Origin of the sequence: Pseudomonas gingeri (genome assembly GCF_013385635.1) — a bacterium.
In the GTDB taxonomy this organism is placed as follows: domain Bacteria; phylum Pseudomonadota; class Gammaproteobacteria; order Pseudomonadales; family Pseudomonadaceae; genus Aquipseudomonas; species Aquipseudomonas gingeri_A.
Genome location: NZ_JACAPR010000023.1, coordinates 77,592 through 102,099 on the forward strand (window position 1 = coordinate 77,592; position 24,508 = coordinate 102,099).

General features: G+C 63.1%; 21 protein-coding genes. 17 read left to right on the forward strand and 4 right to left on the reverse strand.

Annotation, left to right across the window (positions count from 1 at the left end; genetic code table 11):
* Positions 1-182: 182 nt before the first annotated feature.
* Positions 183-902, forward strand: a complete 720-nt coding sequence (locus tag HX851_RS26065; protein WP_177066165.1) for a tellurite resistance TerB family protein — start codon at positions 183-185, stop codon at positions 900-902.
* Positions 903-1,034: 132 nt separating this feature from the next.
* On the opposite strand, the gene HX851_RS26070 is transcribed toward HX851_RS26065, so the two are convergent.
* Positions 1,035-2,696, reverse strand: coding sequence for a diguanylate cyclase domain-containing protein (locus HX851_RS26070; RefSeq protein ID WP_177059264.1), 1,662 nt, complete (start codon positions 2,694-2,696; stop codon positions 1,035-1,037).
* Positions 2,697-2,930: 234 nt separating this feature from the next.
* Here HX851_RS26070 and HX851_RS26075 point away from each other — a divergent pair, with 234 nt between their 5' ends.
* The 13 genes from HX851_RS26075 to HX851_RS26135 all read left to right on the forward strand — a co-directional run bounded on the left by HX851_RS26075 (position 2,931) and on the right by HX851_RS26135 (position 17,753).
* Entirely contained in the window at positions 2,931-4,553 is a 1,623-nt protein-coding gene (locus tag HX851_RS26075; protein WP_177059266.1) for a methyl-accepting chemotaxis protein, read from the forward strand.
* Positions 4,553-5,071, forward strand: a complete 519-nt coding sequence (locus tag HX851_RS26080; protein WP_177059267.1) for a chemotaxis protein CheW — start codon at positions 4,553-4,555, stop codon at positions 5,069-5,071. The genes HX851_RS26075 and HX851_RS26080 overlap by 1 nt, the downstream gene beginning before the upstream one ends.
* Positions 5,068-6,339: a CheR family methyltransferase gene (locus tag HX851_RS26085; RefSeq protein WP_177059269.1), complete on the forward strand. Its 1,272-nt coding sequence runs from the start codon at positions 5,068-5,070 to the stop codon at positions 6,337-6,339. Before HX851_RS26080 ends, HX851_RS26085 begins: the two co-directional genes overlap by 4 nt.
* Complete coding sequence (locus HX851_RS26090; RefSeq protein ID WP_177066164.1) at positions 6,336-7,019, forward strand: chemotaxis protein CheW; 684 nt, start codon at positions 6,336-6,338, stop codon at positions 7,017-7,019. Before HX851_RS26085 ends, HX851_RS26090 begins: the two co-directional genes overlap by 4 nt.
* Entirely contained in the window at positions 7,016-9,295 is a 2,280-nt protein-coding gene (locus HX851_RS26095) for a hybrid sensor histidine kinase/response regulator (protein ID WP_177066163.1), read from the forward strand. The genes HX851_RS26090 and HX851_RS26095 overlap by 4 nt, the downstream gene beginning before the upstream one ends.
* Positions 9,292-10,302, forward strand: a complete 1,011-nt coding sequence (locus HX851_RS26100; RefSeq protein WP_177059275.1) for a chemotaxis response regulator protein-glutamate methylesterase — start codon at positions 9,292-9,294, stop codon at positions 10,300-10,302. Before HX851_RS26095 ends, HX851_RS26100 begins: the two co-directional genes overlap by 4 nt.
* Positions 10,303-10,353: 51 nt before the next feature.
* A complete protein-coding gene (locus tag HX851_RS26105) occupies positions 10,354-11,367 on the forward strand; it encodes a response regulator (RefSeq protein ID WP_177059277.1) in 1,014 nt (337 codons plus the stop codon).
* Positions 11,368-11,512: 145 nt separating this feature from the next.
* Positions 11,513-12,608 (forward strand): peptide chain release factor 2 gene (gene prfB / locus HX851_RS26110; RefSeq protein ID WP_177059279.1). Its coding sequence is split into 2 segments (ribosomal slippage): positions 11,513-11,584 and positions 11,586-12,608, totalling 1,095 coding nucleotides; the frame shifts between segments, so codons are not numbered across the junction.
* An 81-nt stretch (positions 12,609-12,689) separates the two neighbouring features.
* Positions 12,690-14,192: a lysine--tRNA ligase gene (lysS, locus tag HX851_RS26115; RefSeq protein ID WP_177059281.1), complete on the forward strand. Its 1,503-nt coding sequence runs from the start codon at positions 12,690-12,692 to the stop codon at positions 14,190-14,192.
* 108 nt (positions 14,193-14,300) lie between these two features.
* The gene (locus HX851_RS26120; protein ID WP_177059282.1) at positions 14,301-15,017 is read left to right on the forward strand and encodes a TetR/AcrR family transcriptional regulator; all 717 of its coding nucleotides are present in this window, start codon (positions 14,301-14,303) and stop codon (positions 15,015-15,017) included.
* Between the two features lie 50 nt (positions 15,018-15,067).
* Complete coding sequence (locus HX851_RS26125; RefSeq protein ID WP_177059284.1) at positions 15,068-16,345, forward strand: flavohemoglobin expression-modulating QEGLA motif protein; 1,278 nt, start codon at positions 15,068-15,070, stop codon at positions 16,343-16,345.
* A 173-nt stretch (positions 16,346-16,518) separates the two neighbouring features.
* Entirely contained in the window at positions 16,519-17,430 is a 912-nt protein-coding gene (locus tag HX851_RS26130) for an alpha/beta hydrolase (protein ID WP_177066162.1), read from the forward strand.
* A complete protein-coding gene (locus tag HX851_RS26135; protein WP_177059288.1) occupies positions 17,427-17,753 on the forward strand; it encodes a PA3694 family proteiin in 327 nt (108 codons plus the stop codon). Before HX851_RS26130 ends, HX851_RS26135 begins: the two co-directional genes overlap by 4 nt.
* 126 nt (positions 17,754-17,879) lie before the next feature.
* Here the strand turns inward: HX851_RS26135 and lptF are convergent, their stop codons facing one another.
* The 3 genes from lptF to HX851_RS26150 form a co-directional block, all read right to left on the reverse strand.
* Positions 17,880-18,671, reverse strand: a complete 792-nt coding sequence (lptF, locus tag HX851_RS26140; protein ID WP_177059290.1) for a lipotoxin F family OmpA-related lipoprotein LptF — start codon at positions 18,669-18,671, stop codon at positions 17,880-17,882.
* Between the two features lie 57 nt (positions 18,672-18,728).
* Positions 18,729-19,151, reverse strand: coding sequence for a DUF4398 domain-containing protein (locus tag HX851_RS26145; protein WP_177059292.1), 423 nt, complete (start codon positions 19,149-19,151; stop codon positions 18,729-18,731).
* A gap of 419 nt (positions 19,152-19,570) precedes the next feature.
* On the reverse strand, positions 19,571-19,912 hold the full coding sequence (locus HX851_RS26150) for a pilin assembly protein (protein ID WP_177059294.1): 342 nt from the start codon (positions 19,910-19,912) through the stop codon (positions 19,571-19,573).
* Positions 19,913-20,148: 236 nt separating this feature from the next.
* Between HX851_RS26150 and ppc the strand changes: the two genes are divergently transcribed.
* From ppc to tsaB, 3 genes are all read left to right on the forward strand, one after another.
* Complete coding sequence (ppc, locus tag HX851_RS26155; protein ID WP_177066161.1) at positions 20,149-22,779, forward strand: phosphoenolpyruvate carboxylase; 2,631 nt, start codon at positions 20,149-20,151, stop codon at positions 22,777-22,779.
* A gap of 287 nt (positions 22,780-23,066) precedes the next feature.
* Positions 23,067-23,714 (forward strand): adenylate kinase, encoded by a 648-nt coding sequence (adk, locus tag HX851_RS26160; RefSeq protein ID WP_177066160.1) that lies wholly within the window; start codon positions 23,067-23,069, stop codon positions 23,712-23,714.
* Between the two features lie 88 nt (positions 23,715-23,802).
* Entirely contained in the window at positions 23,803-24,477 is a 675-nt protein-coding gene (gene tsaB / locus HX851_RS26165) for a tRNA (adenosine(37)-N6)-threonylcarbamoyltransferase complex dimerization subunit type 1 TsaB (protein ID WP_177059300.1), read from the forward strand.
* Positions 24,478-24,508 lie beyond the last annotated feature (31 nt).

Genomic DNA, 24,508 nt, shown 5'->3' on the forward strand with positions numbered 1-24,508 from the left:
CCGGTTTTTTCGGCGAGTAGTTTTTATGGATTCGTACCAGTGTATATCTTTTTAATCGATGGCTTGGTTGGCGAGTCAGGATTCAGGCCAGGGCCGCGCAACATCTGGAAGCACACTCGCCGACCACCGTATGACAGGTCGTTTTACTCTGTGGGTCTATTCGCCATTTACGGAGTCTGCCGATGAATACCCGTGGGTTGCTCGACCAGTTACTCAAGTCCGGCCAGGACCTGTTGCAGAATCAGGCCGGGGGCAAGCAGGACAAGTCCGCTGATAAAGGTGCGCTCGGCAGTCTGCTCGGGGGTGGCTCCGGCGGCCTCGGCAGCCTGTTGTCAGGGGCCGGTGGTGGCGCATTGGCGGCGGGGGCCATGGGCTTGCTGCTCGGCAACAAGAAAGCCCGCCAGTTCGGCGGCAAGGCACTGACCTACGGCGGCCTGGCGGCGCTGGGCGTGCTGGCCTACAAGGCCTACGGCAACTGGCAGGCGCGGCAGGCCAGTGCGCCCCGGGGCGAGCCGCAAACCCTCGATCGCCTGCCGCCGGCGCAGGTCGAACAGCACAGTCAGGCGATTCTCAAGGCACTGGTGGCGGCCGCCAAGGCCGATGGGCATGTCGATGCCCGTGAGCGGGAACTGATCGAAGGCGAGTTCAGCAAGCTGGGCAATGACCGGGAGCTGCAACAGTGGCTGCATGACGAATTGAACAAGCCGCTGGACCCGGCCGATGTCGCCCGGGCCGCGGGTACGCCGGAGATGGCCGCGGAAATGTATATCGCCAGCGTGCTGCTGGTGGATCAGGAAAACTTCATGGAGAAGGCCTATCTGGATGAGCTGTCGCGACAACTGCGGCTGGACCCCGGGTTGAAACTGGAGCTGGAGCGGCAGGTGCGCCAGGCTTCGCTCTGATAGGGGGGGAGGGCTGCTGGCCTTTTCGCGGGCAAGCCCGCTCCCACAGTGATCGAGTTGAAACGAGGGACCGCGTACGGCTCGGAACTTGTGCAAGCGGGCTTGCCCGCGAAGCGGTCCGGGAGCCGGGCGCTAGAGGCCCGGCGACACCTCTTCCGACTGGTGAAAGTGCGCCTGTCCCTTGCCCGCATGCTTGGCCCGGTACAGGGCCTGGTCGGCCAACCCGAGCACATCGCTCAGGTCCGGGTTGTCGAGGGGCCAGACGGCACCGCCGATGCTGCAACCGATCCGTGCCGGAACGTTGTGCAACATGATCGACTGGCCCAGGCTGCCGAGCACGCGATTGGCAATGGCCCGGGCCTGGTTCAGCGCGTCGTTGCGCGGCACTTGCAGCACCATCAGAAACTCGTCGCCGCCGAGGCGCGCGACCATGTCGCCCTCGCGCAGGCAGGCTCGCAGGCGGCTGGCGACTTCTCTCAGCAGTTCATCACCGCCGGCATGGCCGAACTGATCGTTGATCGGCTTGAATCCGTCCAGATCCAGGTACAGCAGCGCCAGGCAGTTGTTCTGCGACTGGCTGCGTTGCTGCGCCCGTGGCAGGTATTTCTCCAGGGCCGCGCGGTTGGGCAGCCCCGTCAGCGCATCATGGTGTGCCAGGCTTTCCATCATCCCCAGGGCGGTCTGCTGGTTGCTCAGGCTGTCCACCAGGTGGCGGATCGACTGGCTCAACTGGGCGATTTCCCGGGTGCCCTTGATCTCCGGGATTTCCATCGACTCACCGACACTCAGGCGATCCGCGGCCTTTGCGATGGCCTGCAGCGGTCGGGTGAACCAGGTCGCCAGCAGCCAGCCGATAAAAGCGATGATCACCGCCAGGGCAATGCCCCAGACCACGATATCGCGCTGCAATTCCTTGGCCGGGGCGTAGGCTTCCTCGAGGGTCTGGCGGGTGATCACGGCCCAGCCCAGCCCGGCGTAGTGATCGTGACCACGACTCAGGGCGAAGCCGGTCAGGTAGTCGTTGCCATCCGGCCAACGCTGCACACCCCAGCGCGGCTGCTGTTTGTCCAGGCCTTCGAGCAGGGGCAGTTCCAGCAACTTGCCGATGCTGTCGCGTGGTCCGAGCAATACCCGATGGTCGGCCGCCACGACAAAAAACTCGACATTGCGCCGTGCCTTGATCGGTGCCATCACCGACTGGCGCATGCCTTCGGCCCAGGTCCATGAAAGATGCGCGGCCAATACACCGACTTTCTGTCGGGCGTCACCGCTTTCGCCATTGAAGATCGGCAGGCTGATATCGACGAACTTCAGTGTTTCACCGCTGGGGTTGGGCAGAAGCTTGGACAGCAGCACGGCGTCGTGGACATCGCCGACGAACAACCGCTCGTGGCCCTGGCTGAACACCGGACGCTGGCTGATGTTGGTGTCCTGGAGAATCCCGCCGGTCGCGGCCCGCACCTGGCCCCGGGTATCCAGCATGCCGAGCCAGGCAATATCCGGGAACTCCTCTTGCAGGTGATCGAGCAACTGGCGGATCTGCGTCAGATCGGAGGCCTGTTGCAAGACATTCAGGCGACTGATGACGCTCAATAAGTGGATGCGATTGGCCATGGCCCGGTCCAGCCGGTCGGACATCTGGTAAGAGACTTCTGCCAGGTCCTGGCCGATTTCGCCGCGCATCCGCACACTGGAGTCGTGACTGATGAAAGAACCCAGCAACCAGCTCAGCAGACCGACCAACAACGCGATGAGAAGCGCAAAACGGCTGCGCAGGCTGGGCAGAACGGGCATGAACTGGGTTCCTGAGCCGTAAGGGTTATATGATAATCGCCATAACTGGTGGCAATTTGCCTCTAATTAACACTGGCAGGTTCTGTACGGAATATCGGAAAGTACCTTGTCAGGGTAGACGTAGCTTGTCAGTTATATACCCCGCATTTTTAATCCATGCCGTAACCCGTGCATAAATGATGGCACACCCTCGGCTATACTGCCCTCCATTTGAATGGCTCTTGAGGACTGACTGTGAAGAACTGGACTTTGCGCCAACGAATACTGGCGAGTTTTGCGGTAATCATCGCAATCATGTTGTTGATGGTTGTCGCCTCTTATTCGCGGTTGTTGTCGATCGAGTCCAGTGAAGAGAGCGTGCGTACCGACGCGATTCCCGGCGTCTACTACAGCACCATGATCCGCAGCGCCTGGGTCGACAGCTATGTGCTGACCCAGCAATTGCTGGGGTTCAGTGCAGACGGGGTGATCAGTACCGCGGACCAGGAACAGTACAAGACCTTCGACAGCCGTTTGCTGGCCCAGATCGACAACTATCAGAAGACCATCAGCGGCAGCGAAGACCAGGCGGCGTTCGATGTGTTCAAGCGCGAGTACGAGGTCTATAAAAAGACCCTGGCCAATGTACTCGACCTGTATCAGCGCAAGCAGAACGACGAGGCGATCCGCCAGTTCAATACGCAGATGAGCCCGGCCTGGATGGACGGGCGCAAACAGCTCAATGACATCATTACCCAGAACAAGGATGTTGCCGACCAGGCCACCGACTCGATTTCCGAGGCGGTCTCGGCGGCGAAGATCAGCATGGGCATTTCCCTGTTGATCGCGGTATTGGCTGCCGGTTTCTGTGGCTTGCTGCTGATGCGCGCAATCATGGCGCCGATGCAGCGTATCGTCGAAATCCTCGAGATCATGCGTACCGGTGACCTCAGCAGCCGCTTGAACCTGGCGCGCAAGGATGAATTCGGCGCGGTGGAAACCGGCTTCAACGACATGATGACCGAACTCACCGCCCTGGTATCCCAAGCCCAGCGTTCGTCGGTGCAGGTGACCACGTCGGTCACCGAGATCGCCGCCACCTCCAAGCAGCAACAGGCCACGGCAACCGAAACGGCGGCCACCACCACGGAAATCGGTGCGACTTCGCGGGAAATCGCCGCGACTTCCCGCGACCTGGTGCGCACCATGACCGAAGTGTCCACCGCCGCCGACCAGGCCTCGGTGCTCGCCGGTTCCGGCCAGCAGGGCCTGGCGCGCATGGAAGAAACCATGCATTCGGTGATGGGCGCCGCCGACCTGGTGAACTCCAAGCTGGCGATCCTCAACGAGAAGGCGGGCAACATCAACCAGGTGGTGGTGACCATCGTCAAGGTCGCCGACCAGACCAACCTGTTGTCCCTCAATGCCGCGATCGAGGCCGAGAAAGCCGGGGAATACGGGCGCGGTTTCGCCGTGGTCGCCACCGAAGTCCGGCGCCTGGCCGACCAGACCGCCGTGGCCACCTACGACATCGAGCAGATGGTGCGCGAGATCCAGTCGGCGGTATCCGCCGGGGTCATGGGCATGGACAAGTTCTCCGAAGAAGTCCGCCGTGGCATGTTCGAGGTGCAGCAGGTCGGCGAGCAGCTGTCGCAGATCATTCATCAGGTCCAGGCCCTGGCGCCGCGCGTGCTGATGGTCAACGAGGGCATGCAGGCCCAGGCCACGGGCGCCGAGCAGATCAACCACGCCCTGGTGCAACTGGGTGATGCCAGCAGCCAGACCGTTGAATCCCTGCGCCAGGCCAGCTTCGCCATCGACGAACTGAGCCAGGTCGCAGTGGGTCTGCGCAGCGGCGTTTCGCGTTTCAAAGTCTGATGAGTGAGTTGGTGGCTAAGCGCGTCGCCAGCGCGTCGTCCAGGAACAGCCTGTTCCTGGTCTTTCGCATTGGTGGCGAGCGCTATGCGCTGGAGGCCGTCGAAGTCGCGGAAGTGTTGCCACGCCTGCAACTCAAGGCTATCGCCCATGCTCCGGCCTGGGTCGCTGGGGTGTTTGCCCACCGTGGGCTGATGGTCCCGGTGATCGACGTCAGTGCCATGACCTTCGGCCAACCCGCCGCCGCCCGCACCAGTACACGACTGGTGCTGGTGCATTATCGACCGCAGGCCGAGGGGACCGGATACCTCCTCGGGCTGATTCTCGAACAGGCCACCGATACCCTGCGTTGCCATCCGGCGGACTTCCAGCCCTATGGCCTGGACAATCGCCAGGCGCCTTACCTGGGGCCGGTGCGTGAAGACCGGCAGGGCCTGGTGCAGCGCATTCGCGTCAACGACCTGCTCAGTGCCGACGTTCGTGCGCTGCTGTTTCCCGAACCTGCCGGGGGCCTGGAATGAGCAGCGACCAGCGCTTCTTCGATTTTCTCAAGGAACGCATCGGCCTGGATGTGGCCTCGGTCGGCCCGGCCATTATCGAACGCGCCGTGCGCCAGCGTTGCAGTCAGTTGCAACTGGCCACGGCGAATGAGTACTGGACCCGGCTGCAAGGCTGCGCCGATGAGCAGCAAGCGCTGATCGAGGCGGTGATCGTTCCGGAAACCTGGTTTTTCCGTTACCCCGAATCCTTTTCGACCCTGGCCCGCCTGGCCCATGAACTGCTGGCGCAACGTCGCGGCATGCGTGCGCTGAAGATCCTCAGCCTGCCGTGCTCCACCGGGGAGGAGCCCTATTCGATTGCCATGGCCTTGCTCGATGCCGGCCTGGCGCCGCACCAGTTCAAGGTCGATGGCATGGATGTCAGCCCATTGTCGGTGGAGCGCGCGCGGCGGGGGCTGTATGGCAAGAACTCGTTTCGTGGGCAGGACATCGGGTTTCGCGAGCAGCATTTCACCGCGCAGGACGAGGGCTACCTGATCAGCGAGCGGGTGCGCGAGCAGGTGCGCCTGCGCGCCGGCAACCTGCTGGAACCGGGGCTGTTGGCCGGCGAGGTGTATGACTTCGTGTTCTGCCGCAACCTGCTGATCTATTTCGACCTGGAGACCCAGAAGCAGGTCTTCGAGATTCTCAAGCGTCTGACCCATTCCGACGGCGTGCTGTTCATCGGCCCGGCCGAGGGCAACCTGCTGGGCCGAATGGGCATGCGTTCCATCGGTATCCCTCAGTCGTTTGCGTTCCGTCGGCATGTGGCGGTCGAGTCCGAACCGCCGCTGTCGTTTGTGCCGCCACCCTTGCCGGTTCGTGCGCCTCCAGGCATCGCTGCTGCGCCGCCGGTGCGGCCTCGACCCTTCATGGTCGCCGCACCGGTCATGCCAGTCGCGCCGGTCGCGCCATCGAACGACGCGGCGGGGCTGCTCGCACGAATTGCCGGTCTGGCCAATGAAGGCAAGAGCCAGGAAGCCCGTGAGGCCTGCGAAACCTATCTGAATCAATACGCACCGGTGGCCCAGGTGTTCTACTGGCTCGGCCTGCTCAGCGACGTCGCCGGCAGTACCCTGGAGGCCCAGGGGCTCTACCGCAAGGCCTTGTACCTTGAACCGCAACACCCCGAAGCCCTGGTCCATCTGGCCGCGTTGCTGGCGTCCCAGGGCGATGTGGCCGGAGCCCGGCGATTGCAGGACCGCGCGGCCCGTAGCGGGCGTGCCGCTGACAGTGAGCGTAAACGATGAGCGGTCTGACAGCCCTGAACCTGACCCATGAAGACGCCGAAGTCATCGACGATTGCTGGAACCGCATCGGTATCCACGGCGACAAATCCTGCCCGTTGCTGGCGGACCATATCCACTGTCGCAACTGCTCGGTGTATTCCGCCGCCGCCACGCGCCTGCTGGACCGTTATGCCCTGCAGCAGGAGCATCACGAGCAGGTGGCGGTGGCCGTGGGCGAGGAGATCGCCACCCGCTCGCTGCTGATGTTTCGCCTGGGTGAAGAATGGCTGGGCCTGGCCACGCGTTGCCTGGTCGAGGTGGCGCCGTTGCAGCCGATTCATTCCCTGCCGCACCAGCGCTCGCGGGCCTTGCTCGGCGTCGCCAATGTGCGCGGGGCACTGGTGGCCTGCCTGTCGCTGGTGGAGTTGTTGGGCCTGGAGGCCAATGTCACGGTCGCCGCGAGTGGACGGATCATGCCGCGCATGCTGATCATCGCTGCCCAGGGCGGGCCGGTGGTGGTGCCGGTGGATGAAGTGGACGGCATCCACGCCATCGACCAGCGCCTGCTCGACAGCGCGTCCGCCGCCGGCCCCCAGGCCAGCGCCAGATATACCCGGGGCGTATTGCCGTTCAGGGGCCGCAGCCTGCGCTGGCTGGATGAAGAGCAATTGCTGTCGGCCGTGACCCGGAGCCTCACATGACCCCCGATCAAATGCGCGACTCCTCGTTGCTGGAGCTGTTCAGCCTGGAGGCCGAGGCCCAGACCCAGGTGCTCAGTGCCGGCCTGCTGGCGCTGGAGCGCAATCCGACCCAGGCCGACCAGCTCGAAGCCTGCATGCGGGCAGCTCATTCCCTCAAGGGCGCAGCGCGGATTGTCGGCGTGGACGCCGGCGTGAGCGTGTCCCATGTGATGGAGGATTGCCTGGTCAGCGCCCAGGAAGGGCGCTTGTACCTGCAACCGGAACATATCGATGCCTTGCTGCAGGGCACCGATATGCTGATGCGCATTGCTACGCCGGGCAGCGCCAATGTCGGTCCGCTGGACGTCGAGGCCTATGTCCAGTTGATGAATACCTTGCTCGACCCGGCGGCGCTGAGTGCCCGCGTCGCACCCGTCGTCGCGCCGCCACCGCTGGAACCGCTGCCGCCGATATCGGCACCGGAGCCCGAGCCGGCAGCGGTCGAGCCCGAACCTGCCATGCAGGGCAAGCGCGTCAGCACCGAAGGCGGCGAGCGGGTCTTGCGGGTCACCGCCGAGCGCTTGAACAGCCTGCTCGACCTGTCGAGCAAATCCCTGGTGGAAACCCAGCGGCTCAAACCGTACCTGGCCACTCTGCAACGCTTGCGGCGCATGCAGAGCAACGGCCTGCGCGCCCTGGACAATCTCAGCGATCACCTGAAAAGCGTCGGCCTGAGCCTGGAGGCCGAGGAGGCCCTGGCCGATGCCCGGCGCCTGCTGGCCGAGTCGCAGCAGGTGCTCACCGCGCAGACCGTCGAGCTCGATGAGTTCGGCTGGCAGGCCAGCCAGCGTGCCCAGGTGCTGTATGACACCGCCCTGGCCTGTCGCATGCGGCCCTTCGCCGATGTCCTCAGTGGACAGGTGCGAATGGTCCGCGACCTCGGGCGCAGTCTGGGCAAGCAGGTCCGCCTGGAAATCGAGGGCGAGAAGACCCAGGTCGACCGCGATGTCCTGGAAAAACTCGAGGCGCCGCTGACCCACCTGCTGCGCAATGCGGTCGATCACGGTATTGAAAGCCCGGAGCAGCGCTTGCTGGCCGGCAAGCCCGCCGAAGGCCTGATCCGTTTGCGCGCCTCGCACCAGGCCGGCCTGCTGGTGCTGCAGTTGAGCGACGACGGCGGTGGTGTCGACCTGGAGCGCCTGCGCCGCAATATCGTCGAGCGCCAATTGTCGCCGGCGCAAACCGCCGCGCAGCTCAGTGAAGAGGAACTGCTGACCTTCCTGTTCCTGCCGGGCTTCAGCCTGCGGGACAAGGTGACGGAAGTCTCCGGACGCGGTGTCGGCCTGGATGCCGTGCAGCATATGGTCCGGCAACTGCACGGCGCGGTGGTGCTGGAGCAGACGGCGGGGCAGGGCAGTCGTTTCCATCTGGAAGTGCCGTTGACCCTGTCGGTGGTGCGCAGCCTGGTGGTGGAAGTCGGCGGCGAAGCCTACGCCTTCCCGCTGGCGCATATCGAGCGGATGCGCGACCTGGAACCGGATGAAATCGTGCAACTGGAAGGTCGTCAGCACTTCTGGCACGAGGGTCGGCATGTCGGCCTGGTGGCGGCCAGCCAGCTGTTGCAGCGTCCGGCCGGCGAGCACGCGGGAGACAGTCTCAAGGTGGTGGTGATCCGCGAGCGCGATGCGGTCTACGGGGTGGCGGTCGAGCGTTTTATCGGCGAGCGTACCCTGGTGGTGTTGCCGCTCGACCCGCGCCTGGGCAAGGTCCAGGATATCTCCGCCGGCGCCTTGCTCGACGACGGTTCGGCGGTGTTGATCGTCGATGTCGAGGACATGCTGCGCTCGGTGGACAAACTGCTCAATACCGGGCGCCTGGAACGTATCGATCGACGCAATCGCCTGGCCAATGAGGTCGTGCGCAAGCGCATCCTGGTGGTCGACGACTCCCTGACCGTACGCGAACTGCAACGCAAGCTGCTGCTCAACCGGGGTTACGAGGTGGCGGTCGCGGTGGATGGCATGGACGGCTGGAACGCCCTGCGTGCCGAAGACTTCGACCTGCTGATTACCGATATCGATATGCCGCGCATGGACGGGATTGAATTGGTCACACTGTTGCGTCGAGACAATCGCCTGCAATCGCTGCCGGTGATGGTGGTGTCCTACAAGGACCGTGAAGAAGACCGCCGGCGTGGACTGGACGCCGGGGCCGACTATTATCTGGCCAAGGCCAGCTTCCATGACGACGCGTTGCTCGACGCGGTGGTGGAGCTGATTGGAGGCGCCCAGGGATGAGGATCGCAATCGTCAATGACATGCCCATGGCGGTCGAGGCCTTGCGCCGTGCCCTGGCGTTCGAGCCGGCGCACCAGTTGATCTGGGTGGCGAGCAATGGCGCGGAGGCGGTCAAGCTCTGCGCCGAAGACACTCCCGATCTGATCCTGATGGACCTGATCATGCCGGTCATGGATGGCGTCGAGGCCACGCGGCGGATCATGGCCGAGTCGCCGTGCGCGATTGTCATCGTCACCGTCGACCGCCAGCAGAACGTGCATCGGGTCTTCGAGGCCATGGGGCATGGCGCGCTGGATGTGGTCGACACGCCGGCCATCGGCGGGGCCCATCCCAAGGAGGCCGCCGCGCCGCTGTTGCGCAAGATCCTCAATATCGGCTGGCTGATCGGCCAGCGCGGCAGCCGCGTGCGCAGCGCGGCGACGCCCGGCCAGAATAGTGGCCCGCGGCAGAAGCTGGTGGCCATCGGCTCTTCGGCCGGTGGCCCCGCGGCCCTGGAAGCCTTGCTCAAAGGTTTGCCGGTCAACTTCCCGGCGGCGATCGTGCTGGTCCAGCATGTGGACCAGGTGTTTGCCGCCGGCATGGCTGAATGGCTCAGCACGGCTTGCGGCCTGCCCGTCCGGCTGGCCCGCGATGGCGAGGCGCCGCAAAGTGGTACTGTGCTGCTCGCTGGCACCAACCACCATATCCGCTTGTTGCAGAACGGTACCCTGGCCTATACGGCCGAACCGGTGAATGAAATCTATCGTCCCTCCATCGATGTGTTTTTCGAAAGTGTCGCCAGTTACTGGAAGGGCGACGCGGTGGGCGTGCTGCTCACCGGCATGGGCCGCGATGGTGCCCAGGGGCTGAAATTGATGCGTGAGCGAGGCTATCTGACGATTGCCCAGGACCAGGACAGCAGTGCGGTGTATGGCATGCCCAAAGCGGCTGCCGCTATCGACGCCGCCGTGGAAATTCGCTCACTGAACAGGATCGCTCCACGTTTGCTGGAGATCTTCCCCACATGAACCTTGCAACCAGCCCGCCTGGCTTGAACGCAGTAATGCAGGTGACCGCGCATGAATGATTTACAACTGGATGGTTTCAAACCCACGGATGAGAACGCCGCGATGGTGCTGCTGGTCGACGACCAGGCCATGATCGGCGAAGCGGTACGGCGCGGCCTGGCGACGGAAAGCAATATCGATTTCCATTTCTGCGCCGATCCTCATCAAGCCATTGCCCAGGCGATCCGGATCAAGCCGACGGTGATTCTGCAGGACCTGGTGATGCCGGGTCTCGACGGCCTGACCCTGGTGCGCGAATACCGCAATCACCCGGCGACCAAGGACATCCCGATCATCGTGCTGTCCACCAAGGAAGACCCGCTGATCAAGAGCGCGGCCTTTTCCGCCGGAGCCAACGACTATCTGGTCAAGCTGCCCGACAATATCGAACTGGTGGCACGGATCCGCTATCACTCGCGTTCCTACACGATGCTGTTGCAGCGCGATGCGGCGTACCGTGCCCTGCGGGTCAGCCAGCAACAGTTGCTCGACACCAACCTGGTCCTGCAGCGCCTGATGAACTCGGATGGCTTGACCGGCCTGTCCAACCGCCGGCACTTCGACGAGTACCTGGAACTGGAGTGGCGCCGGGCGCAGCGCGAGCAGACGCAACTGTCGTTGCTGATGATCGATGTGGATTACTTCAAGTCCTATAACGACAGCTTTGGTCACCTGGAGGGCGATGAAGCCCTGCGCAAGGTGGCGGAAGCGATTCGCGACGCCAGCAGCCGGCCTTCGGACCTGCCGGCGCGCTACGGCGGTGAAGAGTTCTCGCTGGTGCTGCCCAATACGTCCCAGGGCGGGGCCCGCCTGGTGGCGGAAAAACTGCGCCAGACCGTGGCGGGCCTGAAGATCCCGCACAATATGCCGGGCGAGGGTTCGGTGCTGACCATCAGCATCGGCCTGTCGACCATGACGCCGCAACAGGGCAGCAACTGTCGCGAACTGATCTCGACGGCGGACAAGGGCCTGTATGCGGCGAAGAACAACGGGCGCAATCAGGTGGGGATCGGCCAGGGGGAATGAACCACCCGGTGATCGACCGGGAGGAACGATCAAGTCCTGTGTAGTGGAAGAAGTCTTCGCCACCCCGCCAGGCGGGCTGCCGGGATGGTTACAATTCGGTTATACTCGTCGGCTTTCAAAAGTTCACCGACGAGTGCTGCCCGCCATGGAAATCAACCCGATCCTTAACAGTATCAAGGACCTGTCCGAGCGCTCCGAAACTATTCGGGGGTATCTTTGACTACGATCAAAAGCATGAGCGCCTGACCGAAGTCAATCGCGAGCTTGAAGATCCGGCTGTCTGGAACAACCCCGAATACGCCCAGAACCTCGGCCGCGAGCGTTCCGCGCTGGCGCTGATCGTCGAGACCCTGGACGACATGTCCAGCGGCCTGAGTGACGCCCGCGACCTGCTGGAAATGGCTGCCGCGGAAGAAGACCAGGGCGCTGTCGATGATGTCGCCGCCGAAGTGGAGCGCCTGCGCGAAGCCCTGGAAAAGCTGGAGTTCCGGCGCATGTTCAGCGGCGAAATGGACCAGAACAATGCCTACCTGGATATCCAGGCCGGTTCCGGTGGCACCGAAGCCCAGGACTGGGCCAACATCCTGCTGCGCATGTACCTGCGCTGGGCCGACAAGCGCGGTTTCGACGCGACCATCATGGAACTGTCCGCCGGTGAAGTCGCCGGGATCAAGGGCGCGACCGTGCATATCAAGGGCGAATACGCCTTTGGCTGGCTGCGCACCGAGATCGGCGTGCACCGCCTGGTACGCAAGAGCCCGTTCGACTCCGGCAACCGTCGCCACACCTCGTTCTCGGCGGTCTTCGTGTCGCCGGAAATCGATGACAACATCGAAATCGACATCAACCCGTCGGACCTGCGGATCGATACCTATCGTTCCTCCGGTGCCGGTGGTCAGCACGTAAACACCACCGACTCGGCGGTACGGATCACCCACGTACCGACCAACACCGTGGTCAGCTGCCAGAACGAACGTTCCCAGCATGCGAACAAGGACACCGCGATGAAGATGTTGCGGGCGCGCTTGTACGAACAGGAAGTGCAGAAGCGCAATGCCGCTTCCCAGGCCCTGGAAGACACCAAGTCGGATATCGGCTGGGGTCACCAGATCCGCTCCTACGTACTCGACGCCTCGCGGATCAAGGATCTGCGGACCAACATCGAGCGCAGCGATTGCGACAAGGTGCTGGACGGCGACATCGACGAATACCTGGTAGCCAGCCTCAAGCAAGGGCTTTAAGGCACTACTGTGGGAGCCGGCTTGCTGGCGATCCCCGGCCGCAGGCCGGGGCAACGAACCTGTGATGGAAAATCTGAAGACATGAGCGACCAACAACTCGACCCGCAAGCCCTGCAACAGGAAGAAAACGCCCTGATCGCGCTGCGCAAGGAAAAGCTTGCCGCCGAGCGTGCCAAGGGCAACGCCTTCCCGAACGACTTCCGCCGCGACGCCTACTGTGAAGACTTGCAGAAGCAGTACGCGGACAAGACCAAGGAAGAGCTGGCAGAGGCAGCGATCCCGGTCAAGGTTGCCGGTCGCATCATGCTCAACCGTGGCTCCTTCATGGTGATCCAGGACATGTCCGGGCGCATCCAGGTGTACGTCAACCGCAAGACCCTGTCGGAAGAAACCCTGGCCGCGGTGAAAACCTGGGACCTGGGTGACATGATTGCAGCCGTTGGCACCCTGGCCCGTTCCGGCAAGGGCGACCTGTACGTCGAAATGACCGAAGTACGCCTGCTGACCAAGTCGCTGCGCCCGCTGCCGGACAAGCACCACGGCCTGACCGATACCGAGACCCGTTACCGCCAGCGCTATGTCGACCTGATCGTCAACGAAGAAGTCCGCCAGACCTTCCGCGTGCGTTCGCAAGTCATCGCCCATATCCGTAACTTCATGATGAAGCGCGACTTCATGGAAGTGGAAACGCCGATGCTGCAGACCATTCCCGGCGGTGCCGCGGCCAAGCCGTTCGAAACCCATCACAACGCGCTGGACATGGGCATGTACCTGCGCATCGCGCCGGAGCTGTACCTCAAGCGCCTGGTGGTCGGTGGCTTCGAGCGCGTGTTCGAGATCAACCGCAACTTCCGCAACGAAGGCGTGTCGACCCGGCACAACCCTGAATTCACCATGTTGGAGTTCTACCAGGCCTACGCCGACTACGAAGACAACATGGACCTGACCGAAGAGCTGTTCCGTGAGCTGGCCCAGGCCGTCCTCGGCAGCACCGACGTGCCTTACGGCGACAAGGTGTTCCACTTCGGCGAGCCGTTCGTGCGCCTGTCGGTGTTCGACTCGATCCTCAAGTACAACCCGGAACTGACCGCCGCCGACCTGCAGGATGTCGACAAGGCGCGCGCGATCGCCAAGAAGGCCGGCGCCAAGGTGCTTGGCTTCGAAGGCCTGGGCAAGCTGCAGGTGATGATTTTCGAAGAGCTGGTCGAGCACAAGCTGGAGCAGCCGCACTTCATTACCGAATACCCGTTCGAAGTCTCGCCGCTGGCACGTCGCAACGACGAGAACCCGAACGTCACCGACCGTTTCGAGCTGTTTATCGGTGGCCGTGAGATCGCCAACGCCTATTCCGAATTGAACGATGCGGAAGACCAGGCCGAGCGCTTCCAGGCCCAGGTGGCCGAGAAGGACGCGGGCGACGACGAAGCCATGCACTATGACGCCGACTTTGTGCGTGCGCTGGAGTACGGCATGCCGCCAACGGCCGGTGAAGGTATCGGCATCGACCGCCTGGTGATGTTGCTCACCAACGCCCCGTCGATCCGTGACGTGATCCTGTTCCCGCATATGCGGCCACAAGCCTGACTATGCTGAACCAGAAGCCGCCTTTACCAGGCGGCTTTTTATTGTCTGTGTGGCACTGGCGTACTGATTCTGATTTCACCTTTCTTTGACCTGTGAGGGATACCTGTCGTGAACCGTGCAATGGCTCAAAAGGGCGCAGCTGGCATCGCCACTGCGGTAGCTGAAAGCGTCCAGTACCAGGGACGCAAGGCCAGCCGACAGGGCAGTGAGCAACGGCGACAGGACATTCTCGATGCGGCGATGCGCATTGTCGTGCGTGACGGCGTGCGAGGCGTGCGTCACCGCGCGGTGGCGGCCGAGGCGTGTGTGCCGTTGTCGGCCACCACCTACTACTTCAAGGATATCGATGACCTGCTGACCGATACCTTCGCCCAGTACGTCGAACGCAGTGCGGCCTTCATGGCCAAGCTGTGGGAAAACAACGAAGGGCTGCTGCGCCAGATGGTCGCCTACGGTGATGGCAGCCCGGCGTCGCGGGCGCAGTTGGCCGATGATATCGCCCGGATGACCGCCGACTATATCCAGCGCCAGTTGCACAACCGTCGCGAACACCTGATGGCCGAGCAGGCGTTTCGCCAGGAGGCCTTGCTCAATCCGCGCCTGGCGATGTTGGTACGTTCCCATCAGCAGATCCTGCTGCAGGGTACCTGCCAGTTTTTCCAGGTCCTGGGCTCCAGGGAGCCACAACAGGATGCCAAAGTGTTGACGGCGATTATCGGACGGATGGAATATCAGGGCCTTCTCAGTGAAGCGGGGCCCGAGGCGGAACAAGACATGCTCGGGATCCTCACACGTTACATGCACCTGGTGTTGGCGTCTGTCTAGGCTGTAGCCAGTACGCGAGCAGTCACCGAAGCAACGATCAGGAGTTTTCCTTGGACGATTACCAGCAGACGATACGCAGCCTGTCCGACCGCATTGTGCTGGCGCAGACACCGATTCGTGTGCTCGATGCGGTGAAGTGGGACGAGAACATCCGCAAGGGCTTTCTCAAGGCCAAGGGCAAGGAAATGCCGGCGGTGGACCGCGAGTACTACGCCTCGCGGCCATTGTCGTTCGATTCCAGCGCGGTGAAGCTGGAGTTCCAGAATATCGAGCGGGACATCACCCGCCAGCTCGGCCAGTTCAACCCGGTCGGGCAGATCATGCGGCGCATGTGCAAGGAGTACCGCATGGTCGTGCGGATGCTCGAAGCGCGGGGCACGGCGGATTTCGGGCTGATCTCCCAGGAGCTCTACGGCGCCGCCTCGGACGCGTTCCATGCCGGCGATCCGACCCTTGCCGACCTGGGGTTGATGCTCTCCGACTACCTGAACAATATCGACGGCCGTGGCGACCTCAAGGACGAACCCAAGACCCTGACCGCCAAGGATGCCGTCGGCCTGTTGCAGAGCCGCCTGAACAAGGTGTTCGGCGAGGCCGAGGAAACCATCCGGGTGTTCGAGTCCGATGGCATCGTCGCCGATGCGGCGGCCGGTGCCGACTACATCAAGATCCGCGCCGATGCGCTGTTCAATTCGCGGGACGTCCGCGCGCTGGAGGTGCATGAAGGCCTGGTGCATGTCGGCACCACGCTCAATGGCTTGAACCAGCCGATCTGCACCTTCCTGTCCAAGGGCCCGCCCTCGTCGACGGTGACCCAGGAAGGCCTGGCGATCCTGATGGAAATCATCACCTTCGCCTCCTATCCGAGCCGCTTGCGCAAGCTGACCAACCGTACGCGCGCCATCGACATGGTGGAACAGGGCGCGGACTTCCTGCAGGTATTCGAGTTCTTCCGCGAGCAGGGGTTCGAGATGGCCGAAAGCTACGGCAATGCCAGCCGGGTCTTCCGTGGGTCGACGCCAACGGGGCTGCCCTTTACCAAGGACCTGTCCTATCTCAAGGGCTTTATCATGGTCTACAACTACATTCAGTTGGCCGTGCGCAAAGGCAAGCTCGAGCAGGTGCCGCTGTTGTTCTGTGGCAAGACCACGCTGGAGGACATGCGGACCTTGCGCCAGTTGGTGGACGAGGGCCTGGTGGTACCGCCCAAGTACCTGCCGGAGCAGTTCCGGGACATGAATGCGCTGTCGGCCTGGATGTGCTTCAGCAACTTCCTCAATCACCTGAGCCTGGACCGGATCGAGGCGGACTACTCGAATATCCTCTGACCGCTGCTCAGGTTTTTGCGCATGGCGATAGTGTTTCGCTGCAACACCCATTTGTGGGAGCTGGCTTGCCGGCGATGGCGTCCGGATGGGCATCATCAGGCTCAAGGGCCTCATCGCCGGCAAGCCGGCTCCTACAGTTATCCGCGTTGACTGGCTCACGAGGTTTCAAACGGATGAGAATCCTCGGCATCCTTTGTCTGCTGCTGACCCTCAACGGTTGCAGTTCGCTGCTGTTCTATCCCGAGCCCGGCCTGCCGTTCACCCCGGACAAGGCCCATCTCGAATACCGCGATATCACCCTGACGACCGCCGATGGCACTCGCCTGCATGCCTGGTGGCTGCCGGCAAGGGCCGGGGTGGCGGTCAAGGGTACGGTGCTGCACCTGCATGGCAATGGCGGCAATCTGTCCGCGCATCTTGGTGGGAGCTGGTGGTTGCCGGAGCAGGGCTACCAGGTGCTGCTGATCGACTATCGCGGTTATGGCCTGTCCGCGGGCGAGCCGAGCCTGCCGGCGGTCTATCAGGATATCGCTGCCGCATTCCAGTGGTTGCAAGCGGCTCCCGAGGTACAGGGCCGGCCGCTGGTGGTCCTGGGGCAGAGCCTGGGGGGCGCGATGGCGGTGCATTACCTGGTCGAGCACCCCGAATACCAACCCCGGCTCAAGGCTCTGGTGCTCGACGGTGTACCGGCCAGTTATCGCGCTGTCGGCCGCTTCGCCCTGGCCGGCTCCTGGCTGACCTGGCCCTTCCAGGTACCGTTGTCCTGGCTGGTGCCGGACAGCGACAGCGCGATCAATGCCATGCCGCGCCTGACCGGTGTGCCGAAGCTGATCTTCCAGAGTATCGATGACCCGCTGGTACCGATGTCCAACGGTATTGTCCTGTATCAGGCCGCGCCCCCGCCGCGGGTGCTACAACTGACCCGCGGCGGTCATGTGCAGACCTTCGCCGATTCGACCTGGCGCCAGGTGATGCTGCGCTACCTCGAGGATCCGCAGCATTTCAACGGCCTGCGCCGATTGGGCGAGATCCCCAATTATCCCGCTGTACCGAATTCGAATAGTGAACCAGAGAATCCGCAATGACTGAAGAACGCAACGCCATTCCCCTGATCATCACCGGTATCGGCAGCATCATCGGCACGGTGGCGTGCCTGTGGTACTACGGCTACCTGCATTTCGCCAAGCCGGAGGATGCGCTGCAGCTCGACCAGTTCACCATGCTCAAGACCGTTCCCGGCGAGGACTACAAGGTCTCCCTGACCCCGGCCAACCAGGTCGCGCAGTGTATCGACGGGGTGCTGGTACTGTTCGACACCGAACAGAAGGGCCTGACCGGTGTGCTGGTCAATGACAGGAAGCAGGCGGTGCGCTGCATGGGCCAGGAGACGCCGAAGCTGCAGCAGTGACATCGGCTGATCGTACCCACGTTCCGGGTGGGCATGCAGCCCGTGACGCCGTGCGTCACAGAAGCGGACGCGGAGCGTCCGGAGAGGCGTTCCCACGCGGAGCGTGGGAACGATCATGGCAATCGATCAGTAGGCGCTGCTGACCGACGAACGGGGTGCCACAGGCTGGTTGTCGTTGGAAATGGTCACTTCCACGCGACGGTTCATGGCCCGTCCCGAGACACTGCCGTTATCCGCCACCGGATACTCCTTGCCGTAACCCTGGGTGACGATGCGGGAAGGGTCCACGCCCATCTTGATCAGGGCCACCTGGACCGAAGTCGCACGACGCTCGGACAGGCTCTGGTTGTAGGAAGCCGCGCCGGTGCTATCGGTATAACCTTCGATAATCACCTTGCGGTCCGGGTTTTCCTGGAGGAACTGTGCCAGCTTGTTGATGTTGACCAGTCCGTTGGACTTCAGGTCGGCCTTGTTGGTGGCGAACAACACGTCACCGAAGGTCACCAGCGTGCCGCGATCGGTCTGCTTGGCGTTGAGGCTGTCCTGCAACTGCTTGATCTGCGCGTCACGGGCATCCAGGCGGGCCTGGGCCCGTTGTGCCGCGGCATTTTTCAGGTTGGCTTCGGCGGTGCGCAGGGCGATGGTCTGCTTGGCCACTTCCACCCGCTGGTTGGTCAGGTAGGCCAACTGGTCGACGGTCTGTTCATTCTCACGGTTCTGGTAGGCCTTGTCGGCCTTGTCCAGGTAGTCGCTGGCGTCCTTGGTTTCCAGGGCTGCCACCTTGCTCGCCTGAGGGTTGGCCTGCAGGCCGGAGAAGTTGGTGCGAGCCTGTTCCAGGTTGGCGTTCGGCTGCGATGAGCAGGCGGCGAGGCCCACGCTCAGAGCCAGAAGGGCTGGGATCATCAATTGTTTACGCATAATGGTAGGTCCTTTCTATCCGTTGAAACTTCAGGGTGCGGGAAGCGGTGCGGGGGCTTATTGCGCCGGCTGCACGGGGCGCTGGCTTTCCTGACGCAGTTCCTGAACCCCTTTCTGGGAGTCCTTCAGCGCAAGCTCGGCCTTGGCGGCCTGGGCCTTGCGTTCGGCGACACGGGCATCCCATTCGGCCTGTTCGGCCAGGCGCCGGGCTTCGTCGTACTTCTTGTCGTGCATGGCCAGCTCGGCTTGCTTGAGCTTGTCCTGGGCCGACTTCATTTCCACGGCGGCGTATTCGGTGCCTCCGGCGCTGACCGCGCTGTTCACGGCCGATTGCGTCACCGCGTATTGCTCGCTCGGCGGGTTCCCGGCGCAACCGGCCAGGATGAAGCTGGTGCCGAGAGCCAGCGCGGCCAGTTTCAGCCCGCGCAGGTGGTTAGACGAGGATTTGGCAGTGCTGGTTTTCATGGTCTTCAACTCCATTGGATAACTCCTGAAAAACATCAATACCCATCACGGTCCCGAAGGCCTTCAGCATCGATCCCGCCTTGTTGGCCGGGGGCGTTCTACAGCAGCTGTTCCGGTGATGGCTACTGGCTGTGACCCGAGGCTTTTTTGAATAGTTCAGGAAAAGATGGCCTGTTGCCGGAAAGAATACTGACCGAGTGGTCAGGGAAAAAAGTCTGAACTTTTGCGGGGTGCAGGGGTATCGAGGGGCGGGAACGGAGGAGGATGAGCGATTTTTGAATACGCAGAGAAACCTGTGGGAGCCGGCTTGCCGGCGATGGCGGCCGACCAGGCGATGCAAGACCGACCGGCCTCATCGCCGGCAAGCCGGCTCCTACAATGACCGCGTTGACTGACGTTGTGGGTGGAGTGTCGGCAGGGCGTTGTGCCAGGATCTAGTGTTTCGGTTTGTCCTGGGACGCCAGGTCATGCAGATGTCGTCGCGACAGCGAGAGAAAACGCGGTGTTGCGCCGACGTCCTCATAAAGGGGGTCACCCTCTTCGTCGGTGGCGACCACATGTTGTCCCTGGACATAGGGAAAGCTCGCTTCGAGCTCTTCGAGGGCGGCGCCGATCAACTCGCCCAACAGCTCCTGCGGACTGCGCTTGGGGTACATCTCGGTGATCGCGGCGAGACGGGCGGCGGCTTCCACGTCCAGGTGGACGGCGTAGCCGGTATCGGTCAGGCGACCCTTGGCATTCTCTTCCCAGTGCTGGGCTAGCTCGCGGATTTTCATATCGACCTCAATTCGCACCCGCTGGTGACGGGTATTTGATGAGTGGCCGGGCTGGCATCGAGGCAGGGCCGGCGATCAGCCTTTGTAGGGCCTAATTATCAGACTAGCCGCAGGAGACTAGGTTCAGCGGGGAATATTTGTCGGCAGGCAATCGTTCGGTCGGCTTGTAAGCGTTCGTCGCTGTGGTGCACTCTTGAATTCTGGAACCGTCTCAGAGTCCGCCGGAGAGCCTGTCGATGTCCGATATAGATGTGCGTTTGCGTGAAGACGTTCACCTGCTGGGTGAGCTGCTGGGCAATACCATCCGAGACCAGCATGGCGATGATTTTCTCGACAAGATCGAGCGCATTCGCAAGAGCGCCAAGGCTGACCGTAGCGACTCCGCGAGTGCCGAATTGAGCGCCAGCCTCGATGACCTCGGTGACGACGAGCTGCTGCCGGTGGCCCGGGCGTTCAACCAGTTTCTCAACCTGGCGAATATCGCCGAGCAGTATCAACTGATCCATCGGCGTGACGAGTCCCAGCCGGCCCCGTTCGAGTCGCGGGTGCTGCCGGAGTTGCTCGCCCGCCTGCGGGCCGAAGGTCATGGCGCCGAGGTCCTGGCGCGGCAATTGGGCCGCCTGGACATCGAACTGGTGCTCACCGCGCATCCCACCGAAGTGGCGCGGCGCACGCTGATCCAGAAATATGACGCCATCGCCGCGCAACTGGCGTTGCAGGACCACCGTGACCTGACCGGGGCCGAACGCGAACAGATCCGCCAGCGCTTGCAGCGGTTGATCGCCGAGGCCTGGCACACCGAGGAAATCCGCCGCACCCGGCCGACGCCGGTGGATGAAGCCAAGTGGGGCTTCGCGGTAATCGAGCATTCCCTCTGGCAGGCGATCCCGAATTACCTGCGCAAGGCCGACCAGGCCCTGCACGCCGCTACCGGCCTGCACTTGCCATTGGAGGCCGCGCCGATTCGCTTCGCCTCCTGGATGGGCGGCGACCGCGACGGCAACCCGAATGTCACGGCCAAGGTCACTCGCGAGGTCCTGCTGCTGGCCCGTTGGATGGCCGCCGACCTGTATCTGCGTGATGTTGACCGCCTGGCCGCCGATCTGTCGATGCAGCAGGCCAGCGAGGCGTTGCGCGCCCAGGCCGGTGACAGCGCCGAACCTTACCGCGCGGTGCTCAAGCAACTGCGCGAGCGACTGCGGGCGACCCGCCAGTGGGCCCATGCTTCGCTGGCGGTGACGCAGCCGGCGTCGGATGAGGTGCTGCAGAACAATCGTGAGCTGCTGGAGCCGTTGCAGCTCTGCTATCAGTCCCTGCACGAATGCGGCATGGGCGTGATTGCCGATGGGCCGCTGCTCGACTGCCTGCGCCGGGCCGTGACCTTCGGCTTGTTCCTGGTCCGCCTGGATGTGCGCCAGGATTCGTCGCGGCATGCCGCCGCCATGAGCGAAATCACCGACTACCTGGGGTTGGGGCGTTACGAAGACTGGGACGAAGATGCACGCCTGACCTTCCTCATGCGTGAACTGGGCAATCGTCGACCGCTGCTGCCCGCGTACTTCAAGCCCTCGGCGGACACCGCCGAAGTGCTGGCGACCTGCAAGGAGATCGCGGCGGCACCGGCGGCCTCCCTGGGCTCCTACGTGATTTCCATGGCGGGCGCGGCTTCCGACGTACTCGCGGTGCAACTGTTGCTCAAGGAATCCGGGGTTCTGCGGCCGATGCGCGTGGTGCCGCTGTTCGAGACCCTGGCCGACCTGGACAACGCCGGCCCGGTGATGGAGCGGTTGTTGCTGCTGCCCGGTTATCGCTCGCGCCTGCAAGGACCGCAGGAGGTGATGATCGGCTACTCCGACTCGGCCAAGGACGCCGGCACCACGGCGGCGGCCTGGGCGCAGTACCGGGCCCAGGAGCGGCTGGTGGAGATCTGTCGGGAACAGCAGGTCGAACTGCTGCTGTTCCACGGTCGCGGCGGTACCGTCGGGCGTGGCGGTGGTCCGGCCCATGCGGCGATCCTGTCGCAGCCGCCGGGTTCGGTGGCGGGGCGTTTTCGCACCACCGAACAGGGCGAGATGATCCGCTTCAAGTTCGGCCTGCCGGACATCGCCGAACAGAACCTCAACCTTTATCTGGCTGCCGTGCTCGAAGCCACCTTGCTGCCACCACCACCGCCACAGCCGGCCTGGCGCAGCCTGATGGACGAACTCGCCGCGGACGGGGTCAGTGCCTACCGCGCCGAGGTGCGGGACAATCCGCAGTTCGTCGAGTATTTCCGCCAGTCGACCCCGGAACAGGAACTCGGACGCCTGCCACTGGGCAGTCGTCCGGCCAAGCGCCGGGCGGGGGGAATCGAGAGCCTGCGGGCGATCCCGTGGATTTTCGGCTGGACCCAGACCCGCCTGATGCTGCCGGCCTGGCTTGGCTGGGAAGCGGCCTTGCGCAAGGCTCTGGAACGCGGTGAAGGCGAACTGCTGGGGCAGATGCGTGAACAGTGGCCGTTTTTCCGCACGCGGATCGACATGCTGGAAATGGTCCTGGCCAAGGCCGACAGCGATATCGCACACTCCTACGACGAACGTCTGGTGGAGGCCGAGCTGTTGCCATTGGGTGTGCACTTACGCGACCTATTGTCGCAGGCCTGTGCGGTGGTCCTGGGTCTGACCGGTCAGTCGCAACTGCTCGCCCATAGCCCCGAGACCCTTGAGTTCATTCGCTTGCGCAATACCTACCTGGATCCCCTGCACCTGTTGCAGGCCGAGTTGCTGGCCCGTTCGCGCCGCCAGGAAACCGCCCAGGACAGCCCTCTGGAACAGGCTTTGCTGGTGTCCGTGGCGGGGATCGCCGCCGGGTTGCGCAATACCGGCTAAGGTCTGCGAGGCTGCCGGGCTGCGGGTAGCAGGGTAAAAACGACCGCCGGGTCACGGGCGGTCGTTTTTGTGTGGCGACACTTTGTTGCCGGGTTGCGACTCGGGATACCGGGTTTCGGGTGCCATGCCGGCATCGGTTACTGCGACTTTCGGCGGCTTGTGTGGGGTCGGTCGGCTGTGTATCTTGATCAGCCTTTGGCCGTTTGGGCGGCCATCACCCCATTGTTGAGATTGGCCCCACGCGGCGAATCCGAGCGTTTCTAAATAAAAAATTGAGGAGCACATCGATGCGCGTCATTCTGCTGGGAGCTCCCGGTGCCGGTAAAGGTACTCAGGCTAAGTTCATCACCGAAAAATTCGGCATCCCGCAAATCTCCACCGGCGACATGTTGCGTGCCGCGGTCAAGGCCGGCACCGAGCTGGGCATCAAGGCCAAGGGCATCATGGATGCCGGTGGCCTGGTTTCCGATGACCTGATCATCGCGCTGGTCAAGGACCGTATCGCCCAGGCCGATTGCGCCAAGGGCTTCCTGTTCGACGGTTTCCCTCGCACCATTCCCCAGGCCGAAGCCCTGGTGGAGGCCGGCGTCGAGCTGGATAACGTGGTCGAGATCGCCGTCGACGACGAAGAGATCGTCCAGCGCATCGCCGGTCGCCGTGTCCACGAAGCTTCCGGTCGCGTCTATCACACCGTCTACAACCCGCCAAAGGTTGCCGGCAAGGATGACCTGACCGGCGACGAGCTGATCCAGCGCAAGGACGACACTGAAGAAACCGTTCGTCATCGCCTGTCGGTCTATCATTCCCAGACCAAGCCGCTGGTGGCTTTCTATCAGGATCTGTCGGCTGCCCAGGGCAAGCCGAAGTACAGCCACATCGCTGGCGTCGGCTCGGTCGAAGCGATCACCGGCAAGGTGCTCGAAGCGTTGAGCTGATTGCTGCCTGCCTCTACAACAGCCCGCTTGCGGGCTGTTGTTGTTTATACTGTTGCACTTTTTTCATTCTGACCTGACGGAAACATCGATGAGCACCTTGTTGGCCCTGGACACCGCGACTGAAGCTTGCTCCGTTGCCTTGCTGCATGACGGCAAGGTCACGAGCCACTACGAGGTGATCCCGCGCCTGCACGCGCAGAAGCTGCTGCCGATGATCCAGCAATTGCTGGCCGATGCAGGTATCGCGCTGTCGGCGGTCGACGCCATCGCCTTTGGTCGCGGCCCCGGAGCCTTCACTGGTGTGCGGATCGCCATCGGCGTGGTCCAGGGCCTGGCTTTCGCCCTGGAGCGGCCAGTGTTGCCGGTGTCCAATCTGGCAGTGCTGGCACAGCGGGCGTTTCGCGAGCATGGCGCCGGTCAGGTCGCGGCGGCCATTGATGCGCGGATGGATGAGGTGTACTGGGGTTGCTACCGCGAAGAGGCCGGGGAAATGCGTCTGGTCGGTGCCGAAGCGGTCCTGCCGCCGGAAGCCGCGGCCTTGCCGGACGGTGCCAGCGGTTCCTGGTTCGGTGCGGGGACTGGTTGGGGGTATGGCGAGCGGATCAACGTCGCCTTGACCGGCCAGGATGCTTGCATGCTGCCCCATGCCGAAGACCTGCTGACGCTGGCGCGATTCGCCTGGGAGCGGGGTGAAGCCATTGTCGCCGATGAGGCGCAGCCGGTTTACCTGCGGGACAAGGTCGCCACGCCGAAGGCCCGTTGAGGCCGAACCCATTCCCCTGTAGGAGCCGGCT

What these genes read in the sequence shown, in the direction of transcription:
- HX851_RS26065 (WP_177066165.1), top strand. Translation starts at nt 183, where the DNA reads ATGAATACCCGTGGGTTGCTCGACCAGTTACTCAAGTCCGGCCAGGAC.
- HX851_RS26070 (WP_177059264.1), bottom strand. Translation starts at nt 2,696, where the DNA reads ATGCCCGTTCTGCCCAGCCTGCGCAGCCGTTTTGCGCTTCTCATCGCG.
- HX851_RS26080 (WP_177059267.1), top strand. Translation starts at nt 4,553, where the DNA reads ATGAGTGAGTTGGTGGCTAAGCGCGTCGCCAGCGCGTCGTCCAGGAAC.
- HX851_RS26085 (WP_177059269.1), top strand. Translation starts at nt 5,068, where the DNA reads ATGAGCAGCGACCAGCGCTTCTTCGATTTTCTCAAGGAACGCATCGGC.
- HX851_RS26090 (WP_177066164.1), top strand. Translation starts at nt 6,336, where the DNA reads ATGAGCGGTCTGACAGCCCTGAACCTGACCCATGAAGACGCCGAAGTC.
- HX851_RS26095 (WP_177066163.1), top strand. Translation starts at nt 7,016, where the DNA reads ATGACCCCCGATCAAATGCGCGACTCCTCGTTGCTGGAGCTGTTCAGC.
- HX851_RS26100 (WP_177059275.1), top strand. Translation starts at nt 9,292, where the DNA reads ATGAGGATCGCAATCGTCAATGACATGCCCATGGCGGTCGAGGCCTTG.
- HX851_RS26105 (WP_177059277.1), top strand. Translation starts at nt 10,354, where the DNA reads ATGAATGATTTACAACTGGATGGTTTCAAACCCACGGATGAGAACGCC.
- lysS (WP_177059281.1), top strand. Translation starts at nt 12,690, where the DNA reads ATGAGCGACCAACAACTCGACCCGCAAGCCCTGCAACAGGAAGAAAAC.
- HX851_RS26130 (WP_177066162.1), top strand. Translation starts at nt 16,519, where the DNA reads ATGAGAATCCTCGGCATCCTTTGTCTGCTGCTGACCCTCAACGGTTGC.
- HX851_RS26135 (WP_177059288.1), top strand. Translation starts at nt 17,427, where the DNA reads ATGACTGAAGAACGCAACGCCATTCCCCTGATCATCACCGGTATCGGC.
- lptF (WP_177059290.1), bottom strand. Translation starts at nt 18,671, where the DNA reads ATGCGTAAACAATTGATGATCCCAGCCCTTCTGGCTCTGAGCGTGGGC.
- HX851_RS26145 (WP_177059292.1), bottom strand. Translation starts at nt 19,151, where the DNA reads ATGGAGTTGAAGACCATGAAAACCAGCACTGCCAAATCCTCGTCTAAC.
- HX851_RS26150 (WP_177059294.1), bottom strand. Translation starts at nt 19,912, where the DNA reads ATGAAAATCCGCGAGCTAGCCCAGCACTGGGAAGAGAATGCCAAGGGT.
- ppc (WP_177066161.1), top strand. Translation starts at nt 20,149, where the DNA reads ATGTCCGATATAGATGTGCGTTTGCGTGAAGACGTTCACCTGCTGGGT.
- adk (WP_177066160.1), top strand. Translation starts at nt 23,067, where the DNA reads ATGCGCGTCATTCTGCTGGGAGCTCCCGGTGCCGGTAAAGGTACTCAG.
- tsaB (WP_177059300.1), top strand. Translation starts at nt 23,803, where the DNA reads ATGAGCACCTTGTTGGCCCTGGACACCGCGACTGAAGCTTGCTCCGTT.